Here is a 19,361-nt window from a genome sequence, read left to right as displayed (position 1 = left end):
AACTAAAACAAGACAAGCAAGCCGTTTTCTACTTGCTTCCTGCCATTTTGGAGGAAGTGAAGGAAGCGGCTTTTTTCGTATGTCACCAACTGCCATATACCATGAACGCATAGGTGCAGGGGAGCGGGGGGACAATGAATCCGAGGTGATGATCATGAGCCAAGAGGCCAAGCCAATCGTTAAGTGTAGCGTAGCCAATTGCCATTATTGGGGAGAAAACAACTTGTGCAAGGCAGATTTGATCATGATTGAAGTTGATGGTCATGCCGGAAAGAAATTTAAAGAAGAATATGCGGGGGAAAGCTTCAGTTCAGAAGAACGTGATAAGGCTGCCACATCAGCCGCAACTTGTTGCCACACTTTTAAGCCGAAGTCCGTGTGAATTTTATTACGCGATTCATTTCGCATTTGGAGGTGCAGTTTATTATGGAAGATCATGAAAACGACAAGCATCAGAACGAAGAGCATGTTAGCCGCAAACGTGTAGATTACCCCCGTCACATTCATGAACGATCTGCCAAGCGCCGTAATGATCGTGAAGAATATGCAGCAGAGGTTGCTCCCGGCCCAGTTGTGACTCGACATGAGGTCAAGGGTGAAGAGCAGGTTATAAACAATAGTGGTCGTATTTCTGGCTATATTGGTCTGGCTGCAGGAATTGCTTCATTGTTTATGTGGTCAATTGTGCTGGGGCCTATAGCTGCAGTTTTAGGTTTTTTTGCTTATGTGAATGGCAGCAAAATGACCGGCATTTGGTCGATTGGTCTTGGGGCGCTGGCGACATTGAGTTATTTTGCTTTTATCCCGTTCGTTCGTTGACCCTACTGGAGGAAAAAGCTCAGTTTACTTTTGTATATCCGAGAAAAATCATCTTAGTGATATAATTACATTAAAGCTGATCTATAAAGCTCCGCTGTCTTTTCGACAGAAACGGAGCTTTTTTTCATTAAAAGGTATGGAAGTACATAGTAAAAAGTTGTATCATAGCAGTAATGACAAGCTATTTGGGATATAACAACTATAGAAAGTTGGGAACACCACATGCAAATTGATCCGCGCGTGTCCAAGTCCATGTTAGACATGCAGCTGTTAAATAATATGAGTGCTACAACCCAGACGGGTACAACGGACGCTTTTTCTGGATTACTGGAACAAGTAGGTCAGTTGGAAACAGATGGTGCTGTGACTCGAGAAAATTCAAGTGATGTTACCAGAGACGAAAACGGTTTGCTATGGCTTCAATTGGGACCTTCGAGGGGAACGGCTTCGTCACTGTATCCCGCTCCTTCCAGTACAGCAACAGACGGACCCACAACACCTACAGCATATGATGATTTGATTAACGAGGCTAGTCAGAAATACGGAATTCCAGTAGCGTTGATTAAAGCAGTTATTGATACGGAATCTTCATTTAATCCGTCGGTCACTTCTTCGGCTGGAGCCAAAGGGCTTATGCAGCTTATGGATGCTACGGCTCAAGGTCTGGGAGTCAGTGACCCATATGATCCTGTTCAAAATATTGATGCAGGTGTTCGTTATTTGTCTTACCAGATTAAACGGTTTAACGGACAAGAAAATATGGCGCTGGCTGCATATAATGCAGGTCCCGGGCGGGTGCAGCGGCTTGGTGTAAATAGTGATGAACAGTTAATGGCTGTACTGGACAAGCTTCCGCTGGAAACGCAAAGATATATTACCAAAATTCAAAATGCACGTGAAAAATATACGATCTAAGCCCTATAGCTTATAACGAAAAAAAGTGCGTAATTTCAATTAGATTAGGTCCGCAGACAGGATCAATATGGGGAAAGGGTGTCGCTATAATGTAGCGGCCTTTCCCTGTTTTGGTCTTTTTTTGTTGCAGTAGTTATAGGGCGGAAAAGGGGAGTGCAATGAAATATTTTGATTATGCCGCGACAACTCCACCTTTTGAAGAGGTGATTACAACAGTTGCCGAGGTCATGAGACGCCACTATGGGAATCCATCTTCGATGCATCGGTATGGAGAGGACGCGGATAAGTTGCTTAAGCGTTCGCGCGAAGTATGTGCTGCGGCTTTGGGAGTGTATCCATCAGAGATTGTCTTCACATCTGGAGCAACGGAAAGCAACAATCTTGCTATTAAGGGAGCAGCTTTGCAGTATCAGACCAGAGGCAAGCACATTGTTACTGTATCGACAGAGCACCCGTCTGTGTACGAAGCTTGCAGACAACTGACAAATCTGGGCTTTGAGGTTACATTTTTACCTGTCGATGCGGAAGGGCATGTGAGCGCCGAACAGGTTTGTGCCGCTGTCCGTAAAGATACGATTTTAGTCAGTATTATGCATGTCAATAATGAGACGGGAAGGGTGCAACCGTTGCATGATATCGGAGCTGCGCTCAAGAAACAGTTCCCCCGTGTGCTATTTCATATTGACGGTGTACAGGGGTTTGGAAAGCTACCGGTTGATATCCGGGGCTGGCAGGCTGATCTGTACAGCCTCTCTGCGCATAAGCTGCGTGGACCCAAAGGTGCTGGACTACTATTCGTTCGGGCAGGTGTGGAGCTTTTCCCACTGCATAGTGGCGGCTCTCAGGAGCAGGGTTTTCGTGCAGGTACGGAAAATGTACCGCTGCTAGTCGGTATGTCTAAGGCGGTACGGTTGGCGGGCGAACGGCAAGTAGAGACAGCACGCCGTATGACCGAGTGGAGAGAACGGGTGGTCTCAGAAGTGAAGACAATCCGTCAACTGCGGCTGAACAGCGGGGAAGAAGCGCCGCATATTGTCCACTTTTCGTATCCGGGCATGAAGGCCGAGGTAATGCTGCATACGCTGGAGCAATTGGGTGTGGTAGTATCCACCAAATCGGCGTGCTCTTCGAAATTGGCTGAACCCAGCCGGGTGCTGCTGGCGATGGGATGCAATGAGGCGGAAGCGTCTGGCGGCATTCGTATCAGCTTCGGTGATGAACATACGGTACAGGATATCGATGAGCTTATACTTGCACTGCGACAGGCTGTAGCCAAGCTGGAATCCCTTGAAAGGTGGAAACGTTAAAATGCACTATGATATGCTGTTACTTCGCTTTGGTGAATTTACATTAAAAGGGAAGAATCGGACTCGTTTTGAAAAGGCAGTACTGAATCACGTGAAGCTGCTGCTCAAACCGTTTCCCGGTGCTTCATTGCGGAAGGAATTTGGACGGATTTATGTGGTTCTCGGAGGAGAGCCTTATGAACAGATCATTCAAGTGTTACAAAAAGTGTTTGGCATCACGACAATAAGTCCTGTCAAAATGGCTCCTGTCGAGCTGGGTGCTATAATTGAGACCGCTGTAGCTTTGATGCGTGAGCTGAATGTGGCCGAGGGAACGACTTTCAAGGTAAATGCCCGCAGAGTGTGGAAGGAATTTGCTCATTCTTCACAAGAGATGAACCATTTAATTGGTTCTCCTATTTTGCGAGAGTTTCAAGCTTTGAGGGTCGATGTGCATCAACCAGATATTGAGTTACGTGTGGAGGTTAGAGAGCAGGCGGCCTATATATTCAGCGATGTTATTATGGCTGTAGGGGGCTTTCCGTTAGGAACGAACGGTAAAGCTATGCTGCTGCTGTCTGGTGGAATTGACAGCCCGGTAGCAGGGTGGTCTTCCATGCGTAGAGGATTGGAAATTGAATGTGTGCATTTTTATAGCTATCCGTTTACAAGTGAGCGTGCGAAAGAAAAGGTCATTGAATTGGCAAGGGTCTTAGCAGGCTATGCGGGTCGGATTAAAATCCACCTTGTGCCATTTACAGAGGTGCAGACGGCCTTTACGCGCACAGGACAGGATAATCTGATTATTACGCTAATGAGGCGGTCTATGTTACGAATTGCAACGATGCTGGCTGAGCGTGAAGGAGCACTGGCACTCGTGACGGGCGACAGCCTGGGGCAAGTCGCTAGTCAAACGTTATCCAGCATGAATGTGATTGGCCGTTCGACAGAATTACCATTGCTGCGACCTCTCGTAATGATGGATAAGCAGGAGATCACGGAAATCGCAAAGCAAATTGGCACCTACGATCTATCCATCCTTCCATATGAGGATTGCTGCACATTGTTTGTTCCCAAATCCCCAACCACCAATCCGAATTTGTGGGTTGTTCAAAAGATTGAAGCCTCTATTCGGGATTTAAATGCCTTGATTGAACAGGCTGTGGCTGCAACGGAGACGCTTGTCCTGGAGGCAGGTGGAGCTATAGAGGGGCGTAAAGAGGAAGTTATACAGGAAGATTGGTTTTAATTTAAAAAGGCAGACCCATCAGCTAATTTGGGTCTGCCTTTTTATTTTAGTTAAAACAGTTTTTGAATCATTTTAGACGGCTTTTTCTCGACTGGATACTGCTCTGCGATTTTGAAGATATCCTGTGAGCAAAATACCAGCCATAACTGCGGCAATAAACAAGATACGCAGCGCAGGATGCTTGGTAAAATAGGGTTCCAGCTTACGTTCTTCAGTAATCATATTAGAGGCTGTATAACCAAGCACAGCCGATCCTAAATAGATAATCCAAGGGAATTTATTGATTAACTTGATAAAAAGAGTGCTTCCCCATACAACGATCGGTACGCTGATTAACAGTCCCAGCACTACAAGTAGCAAATGCTGCTGGGCCGCGCCAGCAACAGCAATCACGTTGTCCAGACCCATAGCCGCATCGGCTACAACAATCGTGCGTATAGCACCCCATAACGTTGTTCCCGCTTTGACTTCGGTATGGTCCTCCTGGTCTACGAGTAACTTATACGCGATCCAGACTAACATGACACCCCCGATGAGTAACAACCACGGTACTTGAAGCAACCAGAGTACCACAATGGTGGCTGCTATGCGAATGAGCAGGGCACCACCGGTACCGTACAGTATCGCTTTTTTTTGCGTGGCAGGAGGCAGCTTTCTGGCGGCAAGTCCAATTACAATCGCATTATCTCCTGCGAGCAGAAGGTCAATAAATATCACATTAAGCAGTAGCCAAAAGAACTGAAGTCCGGACATATCAATCGTTCTCATCTCCCTGATTAAACATCCTAAAATCATTGTATGTTGTTTATTTTAATACCCGTTTTTCGGAAATACGATTCATTATATTGCTGTTTGTTATTGATTTCAAGGTCTTTACTCAACAAATTTGACATCAATTTTTAATAAATGATGACTTATTTGACAAGGCTTATAAGCATAGCCTCGTCCTATTTCGCATACAAGTAGGATGGGGGTGTTTGTACACATGGAGCATATCATTTTGCTGTTGAAAATATTAATGATTAATTTGGTATTAAGCGGTGATAATGCAGTTGTTATAGCCATGGCGAGCAAAAACTTGCCTGCAAGGCAGCGGAGTCAAGCTATATGGTGGGGGGCAGTCGGTGCAGTCCTCCTGCGCTGTGTTTTGACTTTTGTAGCCGTCATTTTGCTGGGCATACCCTTTATTCAGGCGGCAGGCGGTCTACTTCTGTTATGGATTGCGTTTAAGCTGCTTTATGAGAATGAGGATCATGTGGGAGTCAGAGCAGAAACAACCATATGGAAGGCTATACAGGTGATTCTGGTAGCGGACTTTGTGATGAGTCTAGATAACGTATTAGCTATTGCAGCCCTAGCAGATGGGGATATCGCCATTATTGTCATTGGTATTGCGATTAGCATTCCAATTGTCGTCTGGGGCAGCAACGTGATTGCGATCTGGCTTCACCGGTTCCCTGTACTTGTTTTGCTCGGATCTGCAATCCTGGCTTTTACGGCAGGAGAAATGCTACTGCGTGATCCCCGATTGGGTGTATGGTTAGCAGGTACGGGAGAGCTTATACATGTATGGTTACCGGGACTCTTGGCCGCAGCAGTTGTCATTGTAGGAATATATCGTCAGTTACGAGCTCGCCATATTTGAACGTGGTTTTTTTGGAAAACATCGGCTAAAATATACTTAAAAACAATCACATTAAGAGACCTAAAAACAAATTCAGCAAACAAAGGAGACCACGATGAATTCCGGAAAAGAGCGTATGGTCGGAGTGGGCATTGTTGCCGTAGGACTGATTATTTTGTTGGGGAAACTGGGGACGTTCTCCTTCTTGGGACGAAACTTTTGGCCTTTGCTGTTTTTAATACCTGGAATCGTACTTCATGCAATGTACATGAAGCGTAAAGTTTCACCCTTTATGTTGCTGCCGGCAGGGATTTTGTCGGTTTATGGCTTCTTATTTTTGCTCTGCAATATTTGGGGCTGGCATTTAATGGCCTATTTATGGCCTTTGCTACTTCTAGGTGTGGCGATTGGATTATGGGAGTACGCCATTAATGATATTTCGCTTTCTCGTAATGTTTATATAGGGGGCGTGATATTGGGCTTGATATCGGTGTTTTTATTGGTCATTACCCTGCTAAAAACGGGCATCATATATGTTATTGCAGTTTTACTGATCGGAGCTGGAATCTGGTTGGTCTTAAACAACCGTGGCGAACGCAAAAGGTAAAACGACAAGCTGTGAGATTTTATGGCGGTAAATTACGGAACAGGCAATAATGTCTTGCTTTATGACATATTTCAACTATAATATAATGGATATGATAAGAGCGTCGGAATGATTTCTGACGCTTATTTTAAGGTTTTCACGCGAATCGGAGAGAGAAGCTGTCTGTACAAAGCCTGAAACATATAGAAGGCTGGCAGGGAGTGGGCCTAAAGAACGATTGTTAGCCTTGAATCAGCACTGCTTCAGGATAGAGACACTATTTTGATATACGGAAAGGATATGGATACAAACCATGCATGCAAGAGAAAACATTCGCAATATTGCGATTATTGCCCACGTCGACCACGGAAAAACGACGCTTGTCGACAAGCTGCTTCAACAGTCCGGAACATTTAGAGAACACGAGGCTGTTCAGGAGCGCGCCATGGACTCCAACGATCTGGAGCGTGAACGCGGTATTACGATTTTGGCTAAAAATACAGCAATCACTTACAAAGATTACCTGATTAACATTGTAGATACACCGGGACACGCCGACTTTGGTGGCGAAGTGGAACGGATTATGAAAATGGTTGACGGTGTTTTGCTCGTCGTTGATGCTTACGAAGGTTGCATGCCGCAAACGAAATTCGTACTGCGTAAAGCGCTGGAACAAAATCTGACGCCTATCGTTGTAGTGAACAAAATTGACCGTCCGGCAGCTCGTCCGGCAGAAGTCATTGACGAAGTATTGGATCTGTTCATTGAGCTGGGTGCGAATGATGAGCAATTGGAATTCCCTGTTGTGTACGCTTCGGCGCTGAACGGAACATCCAGCATGGATGCTGAAAAGCAAGACGACAACATGCAAGCATTGTACGAAACAGTTGTAGAGCACATTCCGGCTCCAACTGAGAAAGTAGATGAGCCTCTTCAATTCCTCGTAACACTGATGGACTATAACGAATACCTTGGCCGAATTGCAGTAGGTCGTGTAAACCGCGGTATCATCAAGCAGGGGCAAGCAGTCACAGTTATGCAGCGTGATGGTAGCAGTAAATCAGCGCGTATTGAGAAGCTGTTCGGCTTCCAAGGTCTGAAACGTATTGAAACTGACCAAGCGGGCGCTGGTGACATTGTGGCGATTGCGGGAATTAAAGATATCAACATCGGTGAAACCATTGCCGATCCAAATCATCCTGAAGCATTGCCTGTACTGAAGATTGATGAGCCAACGCTGCAAATGACCTTCCTGGTTAACAACAGCCCATTCGCAGGTCGCGATGGTAAGTGGGTAACATCCCGTAAATTGCGTGAGCGTCTTCTGAAAGAACTCGAAACGGATGTCAGCTTACGTGTTGATGAAACAGATAGCCCTGACGCCTTTATTGTATCTGGACGTGGTGAGTTGCATCTGGGTATCCTGATTGAAAACATGCGTCGTGAAGGTTACGAACTGCAAGTGTCCAAACCGGAAGTTATCGTCAAGGAAATTGATGGTAAGAAAATGGAGCCAATCGAACGTCTCCTCATTGATATTCCGGAAGAAAGCATGGGCGCGGTTATGGAAAGTTTGGGCTCCCGTAAAGCCGAAATGGTTAACATGATTAATAACGGCACCGGACAGGTTCGCTTGGAATTCCTGATCCCTGCACGTGGTCTGATCGGTTACACTACAAACTTCCTGACTTTGACTCGTGGTTACGGCGTAATGAACCATGCGTTTGACAGCTATGGACCATTTGTTGGCGGTCAAGTAGGTGGACGTCATCAGGGTGTTCTCGTGTCAACGGAAAACGGCAGCTCTACATTTTATGGTATGCTGGGCGTAGAAGATCGCGGTATTTTGTTCCTGGAGCCAGGTACTGAAATCTATGAAGGCATGATCGTTGGGGAGCACACACGTGATAACGACATCGTCGTTAACATTTGTAAAGAAAAACAATTGACAAACGTTCGTTCAGCAACAAAAGACGATACAGTTAAACTGAAAACACCTGTTATCTTCTCTCTGGAGCAGGCGCTCGAATATTTGAATGATGATGAGTATTGCGAAATTACACCTAATGCCATCCGTTTGCGTAAAAAGATCTTGAACAAAGGTGAACGCGAGCGTGCGGAGAAACAACGTAAAACAGCACAAGCAAATACGTAATTGATTAATTGGATTGGTCTTTGGCCACAGCGGCGACGCCCGGGAACGGGATGCGCCGCTGTATGTGTTTTAGGATTGTAAACTTGGAGAAAGCGATATTTCTCAAAACGCAGGAAAAGGTGTTGAAGCATGAGTAATCTTTCGAACGGATTGCCTCCCCGGACACAAAGCGGGAAAAAATCCGCCAAACCGAAAAAAACGAAAAAGAAAAAAAGCTTTTTCAGATCGTTTATGAAGTTTGTCTTGTTTCTGCTCATTATAGGTATTTTGGCAGCAGGTGGTTATACCTACTATCTTTACAATCAGGTAGAGGAAGTTTTGGATACGGGGATCAACAAGGAAGTACCCAAAACACAATTGGCTGAAGCTAAGCCTTTGACTATCTTATTGCTAGGAACCGATTACCGCCCTGATCATCCGACTTATTTGTCAGACGTTATTATGGTAGCTACATTAAACCCCAATACCAAATCGTCTACCATCGTGTCCTTACCGCGCGATACGCGTCTAGAAATGGATGGATATAAACCACGCAAGTTGAATGAGTATTATCCGGTGTTTAAGGCTAGAGAGAAAGAATCTGGTGAAGTTGCTGAAGAACAAATGAAGAAGATGATCGGCAAATATTTAAACATTGATATCGATTATGTGACGGTTATTAACTTCCAGGGCTTTAGAGATGTAGTAGATAATTTGGGTGGCGTAGATGTGACGGTTGATAAAAACATGTGTTATCGTGACCGTGCAGATGGAACCGATATTAATCTGACAGCTGGAGCCAAGCATTTGAACGGTGATCAGGCTCTTGATTTTGTTCGCTACCGCAAATCGAATTGTCGTCCAAGAACAGCTGAATCTGACGATTTTGATCGCAATCGTCGACAAAATCAGGTGCTTCATTCCCTAATTGACCAAATGCAATCCTTTAACGCTTTGACCAAGTTTAGCGCAATTATTAAATCGGTTGATAAGAATATGATGACAGATATCGAGTCACAGCAAATGAAAAATATCGTACAAACCTATTGGAATATTTCCAAGCAAAATGTGAAATACAATCCGGTGGCGGGAACGTGGCGTAGCCCGTATGTGTACATTGATGAGCAACAGCTCGATTTGGCCAAACAAGCGCTACAAGAGGAATTAGCTAAAAAAGCAAGCGACAATACTGCAGCTTCTTCCAATTCCTGAGTATGTATCTTTCTCTCCTATTATGTTATACTCGCAGCGAGTAAAGCTCTTATATAACATAAGGGGGTTGAGGTATGTCTAAAGTTATAGTGAACCCATTCTAGGTCCAGTGAGCAATCACTGGGCCTTTTGTGTCTAATTTTAAAAATGTACAGGCTCAGAGGCTATCTTCACTACAACTTTTCGTTGCTTTATGCTGCTTTGGGGTTCTTTTTTCAGGGAATCAGCAAGTATTGGGTACCCGGTGAATAGGTATAGGTATGAAACACGAGATTGTCCACGCCGCTTTGGAGGGGATTTAATGAAGAAAATTTTTGTGCTGGATACGAATGTGCTGCTGCATGATCCGAAAGCCATTTTTACCTTCAAAGAACATGAAGTTGTCATTCCAGCTGTTGTTCTGGAAGAAATCGACTCCAAAAAACGCAACGCGGATGAGATTGGACGGAATGCCCGCAATGTATCGCGATTGTTGGACGGGTTGAGAGAAGTAGGTCATCTGCACAGTGGAGTTCCACTTCCCCAAGGTGGGAGGCTTAAGGTTGAATTAAACCACCGAAGCTTTTTGAAAGTTCAGGAGATGTTCGGGGAGGTTTCGAACGATAACCGGATTTTGGCGGTCGCCTTGAATTATCATCTGGAAGAGCAGGAGCAGCCTGAACCACGTTCGGTCGTTTTGGTCAGTAAAGACGTGCTGGTCAGGATCAAGGCAGATGTATTGGGACTGCTGACCGAAGACTACCTATCCGATAGAACAGGCGATCTAAGTGAGCTATATCCCGGATACTCGGCAATACAGGTGCACCCGTCCATCATAGATGAATTTTACTCTAACCGTTTTTTACCAATCAAGCCACTGGAACTACCTTATACGCTGTATCCGCATGAATTTGTTATTCTGAAAGATGAAATGGGAACTGGAAAATCAGCTTTGCTGAAAGTGAATCAGGAGGCAGAGCGATTAGAGCCGCTGTACTTAAGTAACGAATCGGTGTGGGGAATCAGCGCGCGTAATGCTCAACAGCGGATGGCATTGGAGCTTTTGCTTAATGACGATATCCCCCTCGTGACCATTACAGGAAAAGCGGGTACGGGCAAAACGCTACTGGCGCTGGCGGCAGGTTTGCTTAAGGTAGAGGATGAACATCGCTACAAGAAACTGCTGATTGCTCGGCCTGTTGTTCCTATGGGTAAGGATATTGGTTATTTACCGGGAGAAAAGGATGAAAAGCTTCGCCCGTGGATGCAACCAATCTACGACAATCTAGAGTATCTGTTTGATGCCAAAAAATCAGGTGATATCGACAAAATTTTAATGGGCTTGGGCAGTATTCAGGTGGAGGCACTTACTTATATTCGCGGGCGTTCGATACCTGGGCAATTTATTATAGTTGATGAGGCGCAAAACTTATCCCGACATGAGATCAAAACGATTGTGTCCCGGGTGGGTGAGGGGAGCAAGATCATTTTGATGGGAGATCCGGAGCAGATTGATCACCCTTATCTGGATGCAGCCAGTAACGGTCTAACCTATGTGGTGGAGCGGTTTAAGCAAGAAGGGATTAGCGGGCATATTATGTTGGAAAAAGGAGAACGCTCCAAGCTCGCGCAGTTGGCAGCCGATCTACTATAAAATCCCTACCGTTATTACAATAATAAAGACCTCGGAAATATGAAGTGAACCCTGTCAAGTAGACAGCTATCAAAAAGCAATAATTAAGCAGCCTGAGTCCTGTATTCATAAGGAGTCAGGTTGTTTAGTTTCTCTTGAAAGCGTTCATGGTTGTAGAAATGGATATACTTTTGAACAGCATGCTCCACCTGTTGAGCTGAATGGAAGGCGTGGAGATAGAAACACTCGGTTTTAAAATGACTGAAGAAGTTTTCTATACATGCATTGTCCCAGCAGTTCCCTTTTCGGGACATGCTGGCCTGTATTCCGTATCGCTTGAGCAGGTTGGTATATTGGCGAGAGGTATATTGAAATCCTTGGTCGCTATGCAGTAGAACACCTCGCGCATCCTGTCGCTTCCTTGCCTTTTTCACTGTATCCAACACCAGGCTCAAATCGTTTCTGCGGCTGATCTGGTAGGCAACAATTTCGTTGTTAAAAAGATCCTGAATCGCGGAAAGGTAGAGCCTCTGTCCATTGAATATGAGGTAAGTGATGTCTGTTACCCACTTTTGATTCAACTGGTCGGCCTTAAATTCCCGGTTTAGATGATTGCCAGAAATGACATAGGCTTCTTTCTTGCCGTAGTAAGGTCTCTTCCTACGAATGATCGCCTTGATTCCTAGTTCACCCATAAGTCTCCGTACACGCTTATGATTTATATGTATGCCATAGATTCGATTCAACCAAACCTTCACCCTGCGGTAGCCGTATATTCCTTTCAATTTCTCGTAACAAGCCATGATTTTTAGCTTCATGGTTTCATCTTCCCGCTGTTTTTGTGAAACGAACATCTTTCGCTTTATCCATTTATAAAAGCCGCTTTTGGATACTCCGGCCAGTTCACATAGTAGTACGATGCTATGTCCCTTACTAAGCAATTCTTGGATCACCGCAAACTTTTTACTCTTGGGTACAGCCTCCATTCCTCCTTTCACATCTGCAAGAGCTTTTTTAGCATTTCATTTTCTGCTTCAAGGCGTTTCAGCTTGACCTCCGGATCTTCGGGGCGTGTTCGAGGTCTGCCGATGCCAGGCCCTTTTGCTTTGCCTCGTTTTTCCTCTAGACCTTTCATTCCCTCGGCTTTGAAGTGTCTCACCCATCGGCGAACCAGCGAAGCGTCAATCTCCATTTCTCGTGCCACGTTTTTATATCCAATTCCCTTGTTGAGGTACAGATCCACTGTCTTTTTCTTGAAGCTCACATCGTAAGTTTTTCTTATTACTCCCATAGAAAAATCCCCTCCATAATAGACAGATTAGTCGGCTTGCTCTTTTCTGTCTACTATGAGGGGATCATATCAATATCCCGGGGTCTCTTGTTTTGTACACGTAAAAATTCAGAACAATGAAAGGTGAGCAAAATCTTACTTAAAGTTTAATTCGAGCTTAACTTCAAGCATTCCTGCTAAAGTGCGTACTTCTTTGGCTCTGACATAGGAAATAAGCTGCTGTGGGTAGAAACCCAGATCAAAATCCTTTTCCAGCTTGTTGCGGGTCGTATCAGGTAGTTCCAGACCATTAAATACCAATCGATCCACATGAAATAAAATTGCATTTTTCGGTTCATTCTCTACCGTGTAGTGACCTGCTACCCTTAATTTCATCGTTCCCTGCTGGCCTTCTACCACAATTCGATCCTGCGCAAATGTAAAGTTGAAGTGATTAAACAATTCATTTTCTGACTTTAAAAAACGGTTAAAGTCCTCTTCACGAATGCTTATCGTAATGACTTTTCCATTTGTAACCATGGCACCTTGTTGTTGTTGAATGAATTGCGGTAAATCCTGCATAGCTTGAGCTAATGCTTTAAAGTGCTTATTTACCTCGTAGACACCTACATTCTCCCAATAAGCTGTCATTTCGCCAATTAGCTTGCGTAGGGTATCCGGGTCATTACTGGCGTTAACGCCGTCATTTACACGCGACTGAAGCAGGACAATGCGTTTACGTTGTGCCAGTAAGTTTGTTTTGACTGTCTCCAATTCCATTGAGGCTTGGGTGACTTGTTGTTCTGTTTTTCGCATAGATTGATAATTGGATTCGTATTCTTGAAGCACATCCTGATCGTGACTAATCAATAATAAGTAGTAATCGTACAGAGAGAGAAGCTGCCTTATACTTTTCGCCCCTAGCACCACACTCAACAGCTTGTCCCTTTCCCCCATATAATAAGATCGCAGCACAGAACCTGCACGCTTCCGTTGTATGGTCATTTGCTCTTGCTGAACGGTGAGATTACTACGCAGTTCCTGCTGACGCTGCAAAAGGGTATGCTGCTCCTGACTGATTCGCTCAATTTCATGGTCTATCTCTACAATCGACAGGCTATCTTGTAAAATCTGACTTTCTTCATGGGAGGGAGCGGCCAGGGTAGGACGTACATATATGAAAGTTAGCAACATAATGGTGGTCAGCAGGGTGCTGATTGTGATTTTTATTCGTTTGTTCATTTGGTTTCCCCTTTTATGTATTCCCGAAAAAAACTAATGGTAATGTATATGATCCTTTCTGTTTCTTTAACCATTCATTTTATTGTACAGCAGTCTGAGCATGCTTGAAACCCGAAACTGTTTACGTTCACGTATGAGTTCTTGCAGAAATGGAAATACAATTTAGTATCAAATAGATTCTATGAACTCTACGAGAGGCATAGGAATGAATAAACAGCTTTTATACCCTATTCAAATACCGGCAAGATCGGTTCATGAAGACGGTTATTTCAGGATGTTGTTAGGAGGGCTAGAGGCATGACTGCAATAAGACAAGATGCATGGAGTGTGGAAGATGACTTGATATTGGCGGAGGTGACATTGCGGCATATCCGTGAAGGTGGAACGCAGCTCGCTGCGTTTGAGGAGGTTGGGCAAAAAATAGGAAGAACCTCTGCAGCATGCGGTTTTCGTTGGAACAGCTGCGTGCGCAAACGTTACGATGAAGCGATTAGTATTGCCAAAGCACAGCGCCAGAAGCGCAGTTATATCCGTAAGCAGAACCCGGTGGGTGTATCACAGGTTGCGGCTTTTGCCTCGCTTGATACAGTCGAAGGTGGATACAGAACGGATGGTGCGAGTGAGGATACATTATCTATTGATGCAGTAATTCGCTTCTTGCGCCAATGGAAGGGATCCGTCCAGGAAACGAATCGGCAGATTAAGATGTTGGAGAAAGATTTACGGGAAAAGGAAGAAGAATTGAATCAGCTTCGCTCCATTAATGACCGGCTGTCCAAAGAAGTGAATGATGTACAAACCGACTATCGTGTTGTGAATGATGATTATAAAGCTCTGATTCAGATTATGGACCGGGCTCGGCGCTTGGCTTTAATCACTGAAGATGAGGAAGAGCTTAAATCCAGATTCAAAATGGACGCCAATGGGAATCTGGAGCGCATTGAGTAACAAGATTACTTCTGCAATATTGAAATAAAACGTCAACTAGCGCTTTGCCGTAGTTGGCGTTTTTTGTATTTCTTTAGAGTGCATATGATATAGTAGAAAAAAAGATGGAAGCGAGACGATACAAAGGTGATTGATATTATTGGAGCGGGTTCGCTGGGATTGTTGTTTGCCGGGAGGTTGTCTGCTTCGGGTACAAAGGTAAGGCTGTGGACGCGTACACTTGAGCAGGCACGCGTCATTGCTCGTGAAGGGATTACTGTGTTTGATAAGGAGGGACAGACGGCAGTACATGTGTCCGGGGATAAATTGAAGGTAGCGCCATTGGCAGATTGGCAACGCTTAAATTCACAGGCTCCAGCACGATGGATAATGCTTATGACCAAACAGGGGGCGATTGAGGAAGTATTAGAACAGATCCAGCCTGCAGCTCAAATGGATAGAGATACAGGAATTGTTTGCTTGCAGAATGGAATCGGCCATATAGAACGCATTAGACAGGCTTGGCCTAAAGCTGTGGTATACCCTGCTGTGACGACTGAAGGAGCCAAGAGGCAGGGAGTAGCATCTATTGTACATGCAGGATCGGGTGTTACTGAAATTGGTAGTTCGGAGGAAAGGGAGGAGGCGAAGAACAATAATTTTAATCAATATGTGCTAAATCGGCTGCTTGCAGCAGGATTTGACGCCTGCTTGTCGAAAGAAATCGAGAACGGTATGTATCGCAAGTTGTTGATCAATGCTGTAATCAATCCGCTGACGGCGGTATGGCGAGTTCGTAATGGCGAGCTGCTTTCGGACCCTATTCGAATACATATGATGCGCAGGCTGTACGATGAAGGCATTCAAGTGTATGAAGCTCATGGTATCCACTGGGAAAACGCATGGTGGGAGCAAATTATGAATGTATGCCGGGCAACGGCAGAAAATCACTCGTCCATGCTAGCTGATGTACTTGCACAGTCCATGACGGAAGTTGCTTCGATTAACGGACAACTGGTGCAGATGGCAGATCGGGCTGGAGTTACTGCACCAACTCATGAGGTATTGTGGCAATTAATTGAAGGCATGCGGCTAAAAGAGGGGTGATCAGTTGAGTCTTATACAAGGTACTATTATCACTTTCAGTATTCTTCCCTTTTTTCCGTTTTTGATCGTGTTTGCGGTTTGTCGCTACATTCTTAAAATGGAAAAAAAGAAATCGTTACTTACTTCTATGGATATTACCACGTTTTTTCTGATATTTTCCGTCGCAGCACTCTTTAACGTCATTTTTACATCTCGATTCGGTTTTTATTTGATTCTACTGCTCCTATTACTGGCCTTGGGTTTAATTGGAGGAGCTCAAAATCGAATAAAAGGGAAGGTTGATGGTAAAAGATTATGTAGAGCGGTCTGGAGATTAACTTTTATGGCGATGACATTGGCGTATATTTTGTTGACTGTTGTTGGTATATTTAAGAATATATTCAACATCATGTGATATAAGGTGACATGAAAAGGTGAAAAAATATGAATTAATCATGTTTTTTTGAAAAAAAAGCTCAATTTGAAGAAATGTAATGTAGATTTTTTTGACCGCTGGTTGTATAATCTATAAACATATACCACTTTAGAACTAGGGGGAAAACGCTAGATGAAAAGGAAAAGCTTTTTAGTCCTTTTGACACTCATTCTTGCAGTTGGTGCACTGCTCGCAGGTTGTGGCTCCAGCAAGAACGATAATGGTAAGGGCGCACAAGAAAACACCTCGACTACGCCGGCTTCGGCCGACAAGCAAATTTTGCGCATTAACCTTGCTTCCGAGCCGCCAACCTTCGATCCGGCACAAGCTCAGGATAGTCAAACTAACACGGTTCTGAAAACTTTGTATGAAGGTCTCGTACGTATGGGTCCTGACGGCAAAGAAATCCCTGGCGTAGCTGAATCTTGGAAAATTTCCGATGACGGCAAAACCTATACGTTCAAGCTTCGTGATACTGCAAAATGGAGTAATGGCGACCCTGTCAAAGCAAGTGACTTCGTATTTGCTTGGCAACGGGTATTGGATCCTTCCACGGCTCCTGCACCTCCATATGCTTACCAATTGTACTATATCAAAAATGCTGAGGGTTACAACCTGAGCACTTCGAAATCTTTTAAAGGCACTAAAGTTACAGACTTTAAAGATGTAGGTGTTAAAGCTGTTGACGACCATACATTGCAAGTAGAGCTGGAGCACCCAACTCCTTACTTCTTGGGATTGACTTCTTTCTACACTTTTTACCCTGTAAATCCTTCCGTTAAAGGTAATGATAAGTGGGCTGTTAAGAAAGATAGCATGATCACTAACGGACCTTACACATTAACGACTTGGGACAGCGGTCAAAAGATCGAAGTAACCAAAAGTGAAAACTATTGGGGTAAAGATGATATCAAGCTGAACAAAATTACGATGTCCCTTGTAAATAGTGGTGCAACAGAGTTGGCTTCTTATAGAAGTGGACAACTCGATTACGCAGGTATGCCAAACGGTGAAATTCCTACCGACCAAATTCCGGCTGTGAAAAAAGAACTGCCTAACGAATTTAAGGCAAAAGGGATTGCAAGTACGTACTACTATCTGTTTAATGTAACTGAAAAACCATTTAACAATGTTAAAATCCGTAAAGCGTTTGCGATGGCTATTGAACGCCAACCAATCGTTGAAAGAGTAACATTGGGCGGTCAAATTCCTGCATACGGCTTTGTACCTCCAGGTATCAAAGGAGTATCTCAAGAATTCCGTACTGAGAATAAAGATGATTACTTCAAAGAAGACTTCACTGAAGCGAAAAAATTGCTTCAAGAAGGTATGAAGGAAGAAGGCGTAACTACACTTCCTCCGGTAACATTGCTGTATAACTCCAGCGAGAGTCACCAAAAGATTGCTTTGGCAGTTGCTGATATGTGGAAGAAAAACCTTGGTGTTGACATCAAAACTCAAAACCAAGAGTGGGGCGTATTTATCCAAACACGTAACAAGCTGAATTTCCAAATCGCTCGTGGTGGATGGTCTGCTGACTATAATGATCCAATGACATTCCTGGATATGTGGACAACAGGCAATGGCAACAACAATGCAGGTTATGCTAACCCAGCATATGATGCTTTGATTGAAGCAGCTAAGAAAGAAACTGATCCAGCAAAACGCATGGAAGATTTTGCGAAAGCGGAGAAAATTCTGGTTCAAGATGATATGGTAATGCTTCCGATCTACTACTACTCAAATGTTTCTTTAACGAAACCGAATGTAAAAGACATTGGGCTTGACTTTAGTGGAGCAGTTGATTTCACAAGAGCGTATATTACACAGTAACTGAAGCTCGATTCTGAAGTTTGATAGTTACTTCGGGATATATATGTGGATAGAACCATATATATCCCGTTTTTTTTGTGTGTCATGGTCTTTTCCATCATCATGTAACCATGCAAATAAGTAGATTGGACAGTCCAATTCTATTTCGATAAAATCGAATGGTGTCGAAAAAAATTTATGGGGGGTGTAAACGGGCAATGACGCGTTATTTGATCAGTAAATTTTTCTATATGCTGCTATCTTTGTTCATTCTGATCTCTGCGACGTTTTTTCTCATGAAAGCAATTCCGGGTAACCCCTTCATGAGTGAAAAAGCGACTTCTCCTGAGATTCAAGCCCGGTTAATGGAGCAATATGGGCTGGATAAGCCTGTATATGTCCAATATTTTAAATACTTAGGTGATATTGCTTCAGGTGATTTTGGTATTTCTATGAAAAAGCTGAATCAAAGTGTAACTGACATTATCGGACAAACTTTTACGGTTTCCCTCAAACTAGGTTTTGTTGCCATAATCGTGTCGATAATTGTCGGTCTCTTGCTAGGTATGCTGGCAGCTTTGTATCATCGTAGGCTAATAGATAACGTTGCAATGGTATTAGCTATCATGGGGATTGCGGTTCCCAGCTTCGTTCTAGCATCGTTGATTCAATTTTTCTTCGCTCAACAGTTAGGTTGGTTTAATGTTATGGGCTTTGACGGTCCGATGGACTACGTTCTGCCTGTTGCAGCTTTATCTGCTTCCCCAATTGCGTTTATCGCTCGACTAACGCGTTCCAGCATGCTGGAAGTGCTTCATGCGGATTACATTAAGACTGCCAAAGCTAAAGGCTTGAAATCCATTACAATTATGTTCAAACACGTTGTACGTAATGCTATTTTGCCGGTTGTTACCTATGTGGGACCCATGACGGCCAATATTATTACGGGTTCAGTTGTTATTGAACGTATCTTCGGGATTGGCGGTATTGGTAAGGTATTCGTAGATAGTATTACAACCCGCGATTATACCATGATTATGGGAGTTACTATTTTTTACGGTATTTTGCTGATGGTGGCGCGTTTTATTACAGATATTGCATATGGATTTATTGATCCGCGGATTAAGCTTACTGGCGGGAAGGAGGGATAA

At 44.0% G+C, this 19,361-nt stretch carries 19 protein-coding genes; 15 read left to right on the top strand and 4 right to left on the bottom strand.

Going from position 1 to position 19,361, the window contains the following annotated elements; translation table 11 throughout:
* Positions 1-154: 154 nt before the first annotated feature.
* The 5 genes from KAI36_RS17780 to thiI all read left to right on the top strand — a co-directional run bounded on the left by KAI36_RS17780 (position 155) and on the right by thiI (position 4,269).
* A complete protein-coding gene (locus tag KAI36_RS17780) occupies positions 155-382 on the top strand; it encodes a DUF1540 domain-containing protein (RefSeq protein WP_013311120.1) in 228 nt (75 codons plus the stop codon).
* Between the two features lie 44 nt (positions 383-426).
* The gene (locus KAI36_RS17775) at positions 427-819 is read left to right on the top strand and encodes a hypothetical protein (RefSeq protein WP_220028161.1); all 393 of its coding nucleotides are present in this window, start codon (positions 427-429) and stop codon (positions 817-819) included.
* Between the two features lie 222 nt (positions 820-1,041).
* Positions 1,042-1,734: a lytic transglycosylase domain-containing protein gene (locus tag KAI36_RS17770; RefSeq protein WP_023989469.1), complete on the top strand. Its 693-nt coding sequence runs from the start codon at positions 1,042-1,044 to the stop codon at positions 1,732-1,734.
* A 158-nt stretch (positions 1,735-1,892) separates the two neighbouring features.
* Positions 1,893-3,041 (top strand): cysteine desulfurase family protein, encoded by a 1,149-nt coding sequence (locus KAI36_RS17765; RefSeq protein WP_220025600.1) that lies wholly within the window; start codon positions 1,893-1,895, stop codon positions 3,039-3,041.
* A gap of 1 nt (position 3,042) precedes the next feature.
* Positions 3,043-4,269, top strand: a complete 1,227-nt coding sequence (thiI, locus tag KAI36_RS17760) for a tRNA uracil 4-sulfurtransferase ThiI (RefSeq protein WP_220025599.1) — start codon at positions 3,043-3,045, stop codon at positions 4,267-4,269.
* 72 nt (positions 4,270-4,341) lie between these two features.
* Here thiI and KAI36_RS17755 read toward each other — a convergent pair whose 3' ends face one another.
* On the bottom strand, positions 4,342-5,037 hold the full coding sequence (locus tag KAI36_RS17755; RefSeq protein WP_220025598.1) for a TerC family protein: 696 nt from the start codon (positions 5,035-5,037) through the stop codon (positions 4,342-4,344).
* 217 nt (positions 5,038-5,254) lie between these two features.
* Between KAI36_RS17755 and KAI36_RS17750 the strand changes: the two genes are divergently transcribed.
* From KAI36_RS17750 to KAI36_RS17730, 5 genes are all read left to right on the top strand, one after another.
* Positions 5,255-5,914, top strand: coding sequence for a TerC family protein (locus KAI36_RS17750; RefSeq protein ID WP_220025597.1), 660 nt, complete (start codon positions 5,255-5,257; stop codon positions 5,912-5,914).
* Positions 5,915-6,008: 94 nt separating this feature from the next.
* A complete protein-coding gene (locus KAI36_RS17745) occupies positions 6,009-6,500 on the top strand; it encodes a LiaF transmembrane domain-containing protein (RefSeq protein WP_220025596.1) in 492 nt (163 codons plus the stop codon).
* 292 nt (positions 6,501-6,792) lie between these two features.
* A complete protein-coding gene (gene typA, locus KAI36_RS17740; protein WP_013311112.1) occupies positions 6,793-8,634 on the top strand; it encodes a translational GTPase TypA in 1,842 nt (613 codons plus the stop codon).
* 129 nt (positions 8,635-8,763) lie between these two features.
* Positions 8,764-9,825: an LCP family protein gene (locus tag KAI36_RS17735; RefSeq protein WP_220025595.1), complete on the top strand. Its 1,062-nt coding sequence runs from the start codon at positions 8,764-8,766 to the stop codon at positions 9,823-9,825.
* A gap of 301 nt (positions 9,826-10,126) precedes the next feature.
* On the top strand, positions 10,127-11,458 hold the full coding sequence (locus KAI36_RS17730) for a PhoH family protein (RefSeq protein ID WP_025722103.1): 1,332 nt from the start codon (positions 10,127-10,129) through the stop codon (positions 11,456-11,458).
* Positions 11,459-11,541: 83 nt separating this feature from the next.
* Here KAI36_RS17730 and KAI36_RS17725 read toward each other — a convergent pair whose 3' ends face one another.
* The 3 genes from KAI36_RS17725 to KAI36_RS17715 form a co-directional block, all read right to left on the bottom strand.
* Entirely contained in the window at positions 11,542-12,435 is an 894-nt protein-coding gene (locus tag KAI36_RS17725; RefSeq protein WP_220025381.1) for an IS3 family transposase, read from the bottom strand.
* Entirely contained in the window at positions 12,432-12,728 is a 297-nt protein-coding gene (locus KAI36_RS17720; protein ID WP_220025382.1) for a transposase, read from the bottom strand. Before KAI36_RS17720 ends, KAI36_RS17725 begins: the two co-directional genes overlap by 4 nt.
* A gap of 135 nt (positions 12,729-12,863) precedes the next feature.
* Entirely contained in the window at positions 12,864-13,949 is a 1,086-nt protein-coding gene (locus KAI36_RS17715) for a hypothetical protein (RefSeq protein ID WP_220025594.1), read from the bottom strand.
* A 297-nt stretch (positions 13,950-14,246) separates the two neighbouring features.
* Here KAI36_RS17715 and KAI36_RS17710 point away from each other — a divergent pair, with 297 nt between their 5' ends.
* The 5 genes from KAI36_RS17710 (at position 14,247) to KAI36_RS17690 (ending at position 19,361) form a co-directional block, all read left to right on the top strand.
* Positions 14,247-14,897, top strand: a complete 651-nt coding sequence (locus KAI36_RS17710) for an RsfA family transcriptional regulator (protein ID WP_013311108.1) — start codon at positions 14,247-14,249, stop codon at positions 14,895-14,897.
* 126 nt (positions 14,898-15,023) lie between these two features.
* On the top strand, positions 15,024-15,983 hold the full coding sequence (locus KAI36_RS17705; protein WP_220025593.1) for a ketopantoate reductase family protein: 960 nt from the start codon (positions 15,024-15,026) through the stop codon (positions 15,981-15,983).
* A 4-nt stretch (positions 15,984-15,987) separates the two neighbouring features.
* Positions 15,988-16,377, top strand: coding sequence for a DUF3397 domain-containing protein (locus tag KAI36_RS17700; RefSeq protein ID WP_103049635.1), 390 nt, complete (start codon positions 15,988-15,990; stop codon positions 16,375-16,377).
* Positions 16,378-16,530: 153 nt separating this feature from the next.
* Entirely contained in the window at positions 16,531-18,231 is a 1,701-nt protein-coding gene (locus KAI36_RS17695) for a peptide ABC transporter substrate-binding protein (RefSeq protein ID WP_220025592.1), read from the top strand.
* A 197-nt stretch (positions 18,232-18,428) separates the two neighbouring features.
* Positions 18,429-19,361 (top strand): ABC transporter permease, encoded by a 933-nt coding sequence (locus KAI36_RS17690; RefSeq protein WP_023989458.1) that lies wholly within the window; start codon positions 18,429-18,431, stop codon positions 19,359-19,361.

The sequence above is a fragment of the Paenibacillus sp. S02 genome (genome assembly GCF_019454065.1).
Taxonomy (GTDB): Bacteria; Bacillota; Bacilli; order Paenibacillales; family Paenibacillaceae; genus Paenibacillus; species Paenibacillus polymyxa_B.
Note: the sequence above shows the minus strand (reverse complement) of the source record. Positions and strands in the feature narration are given on the sequence as shown.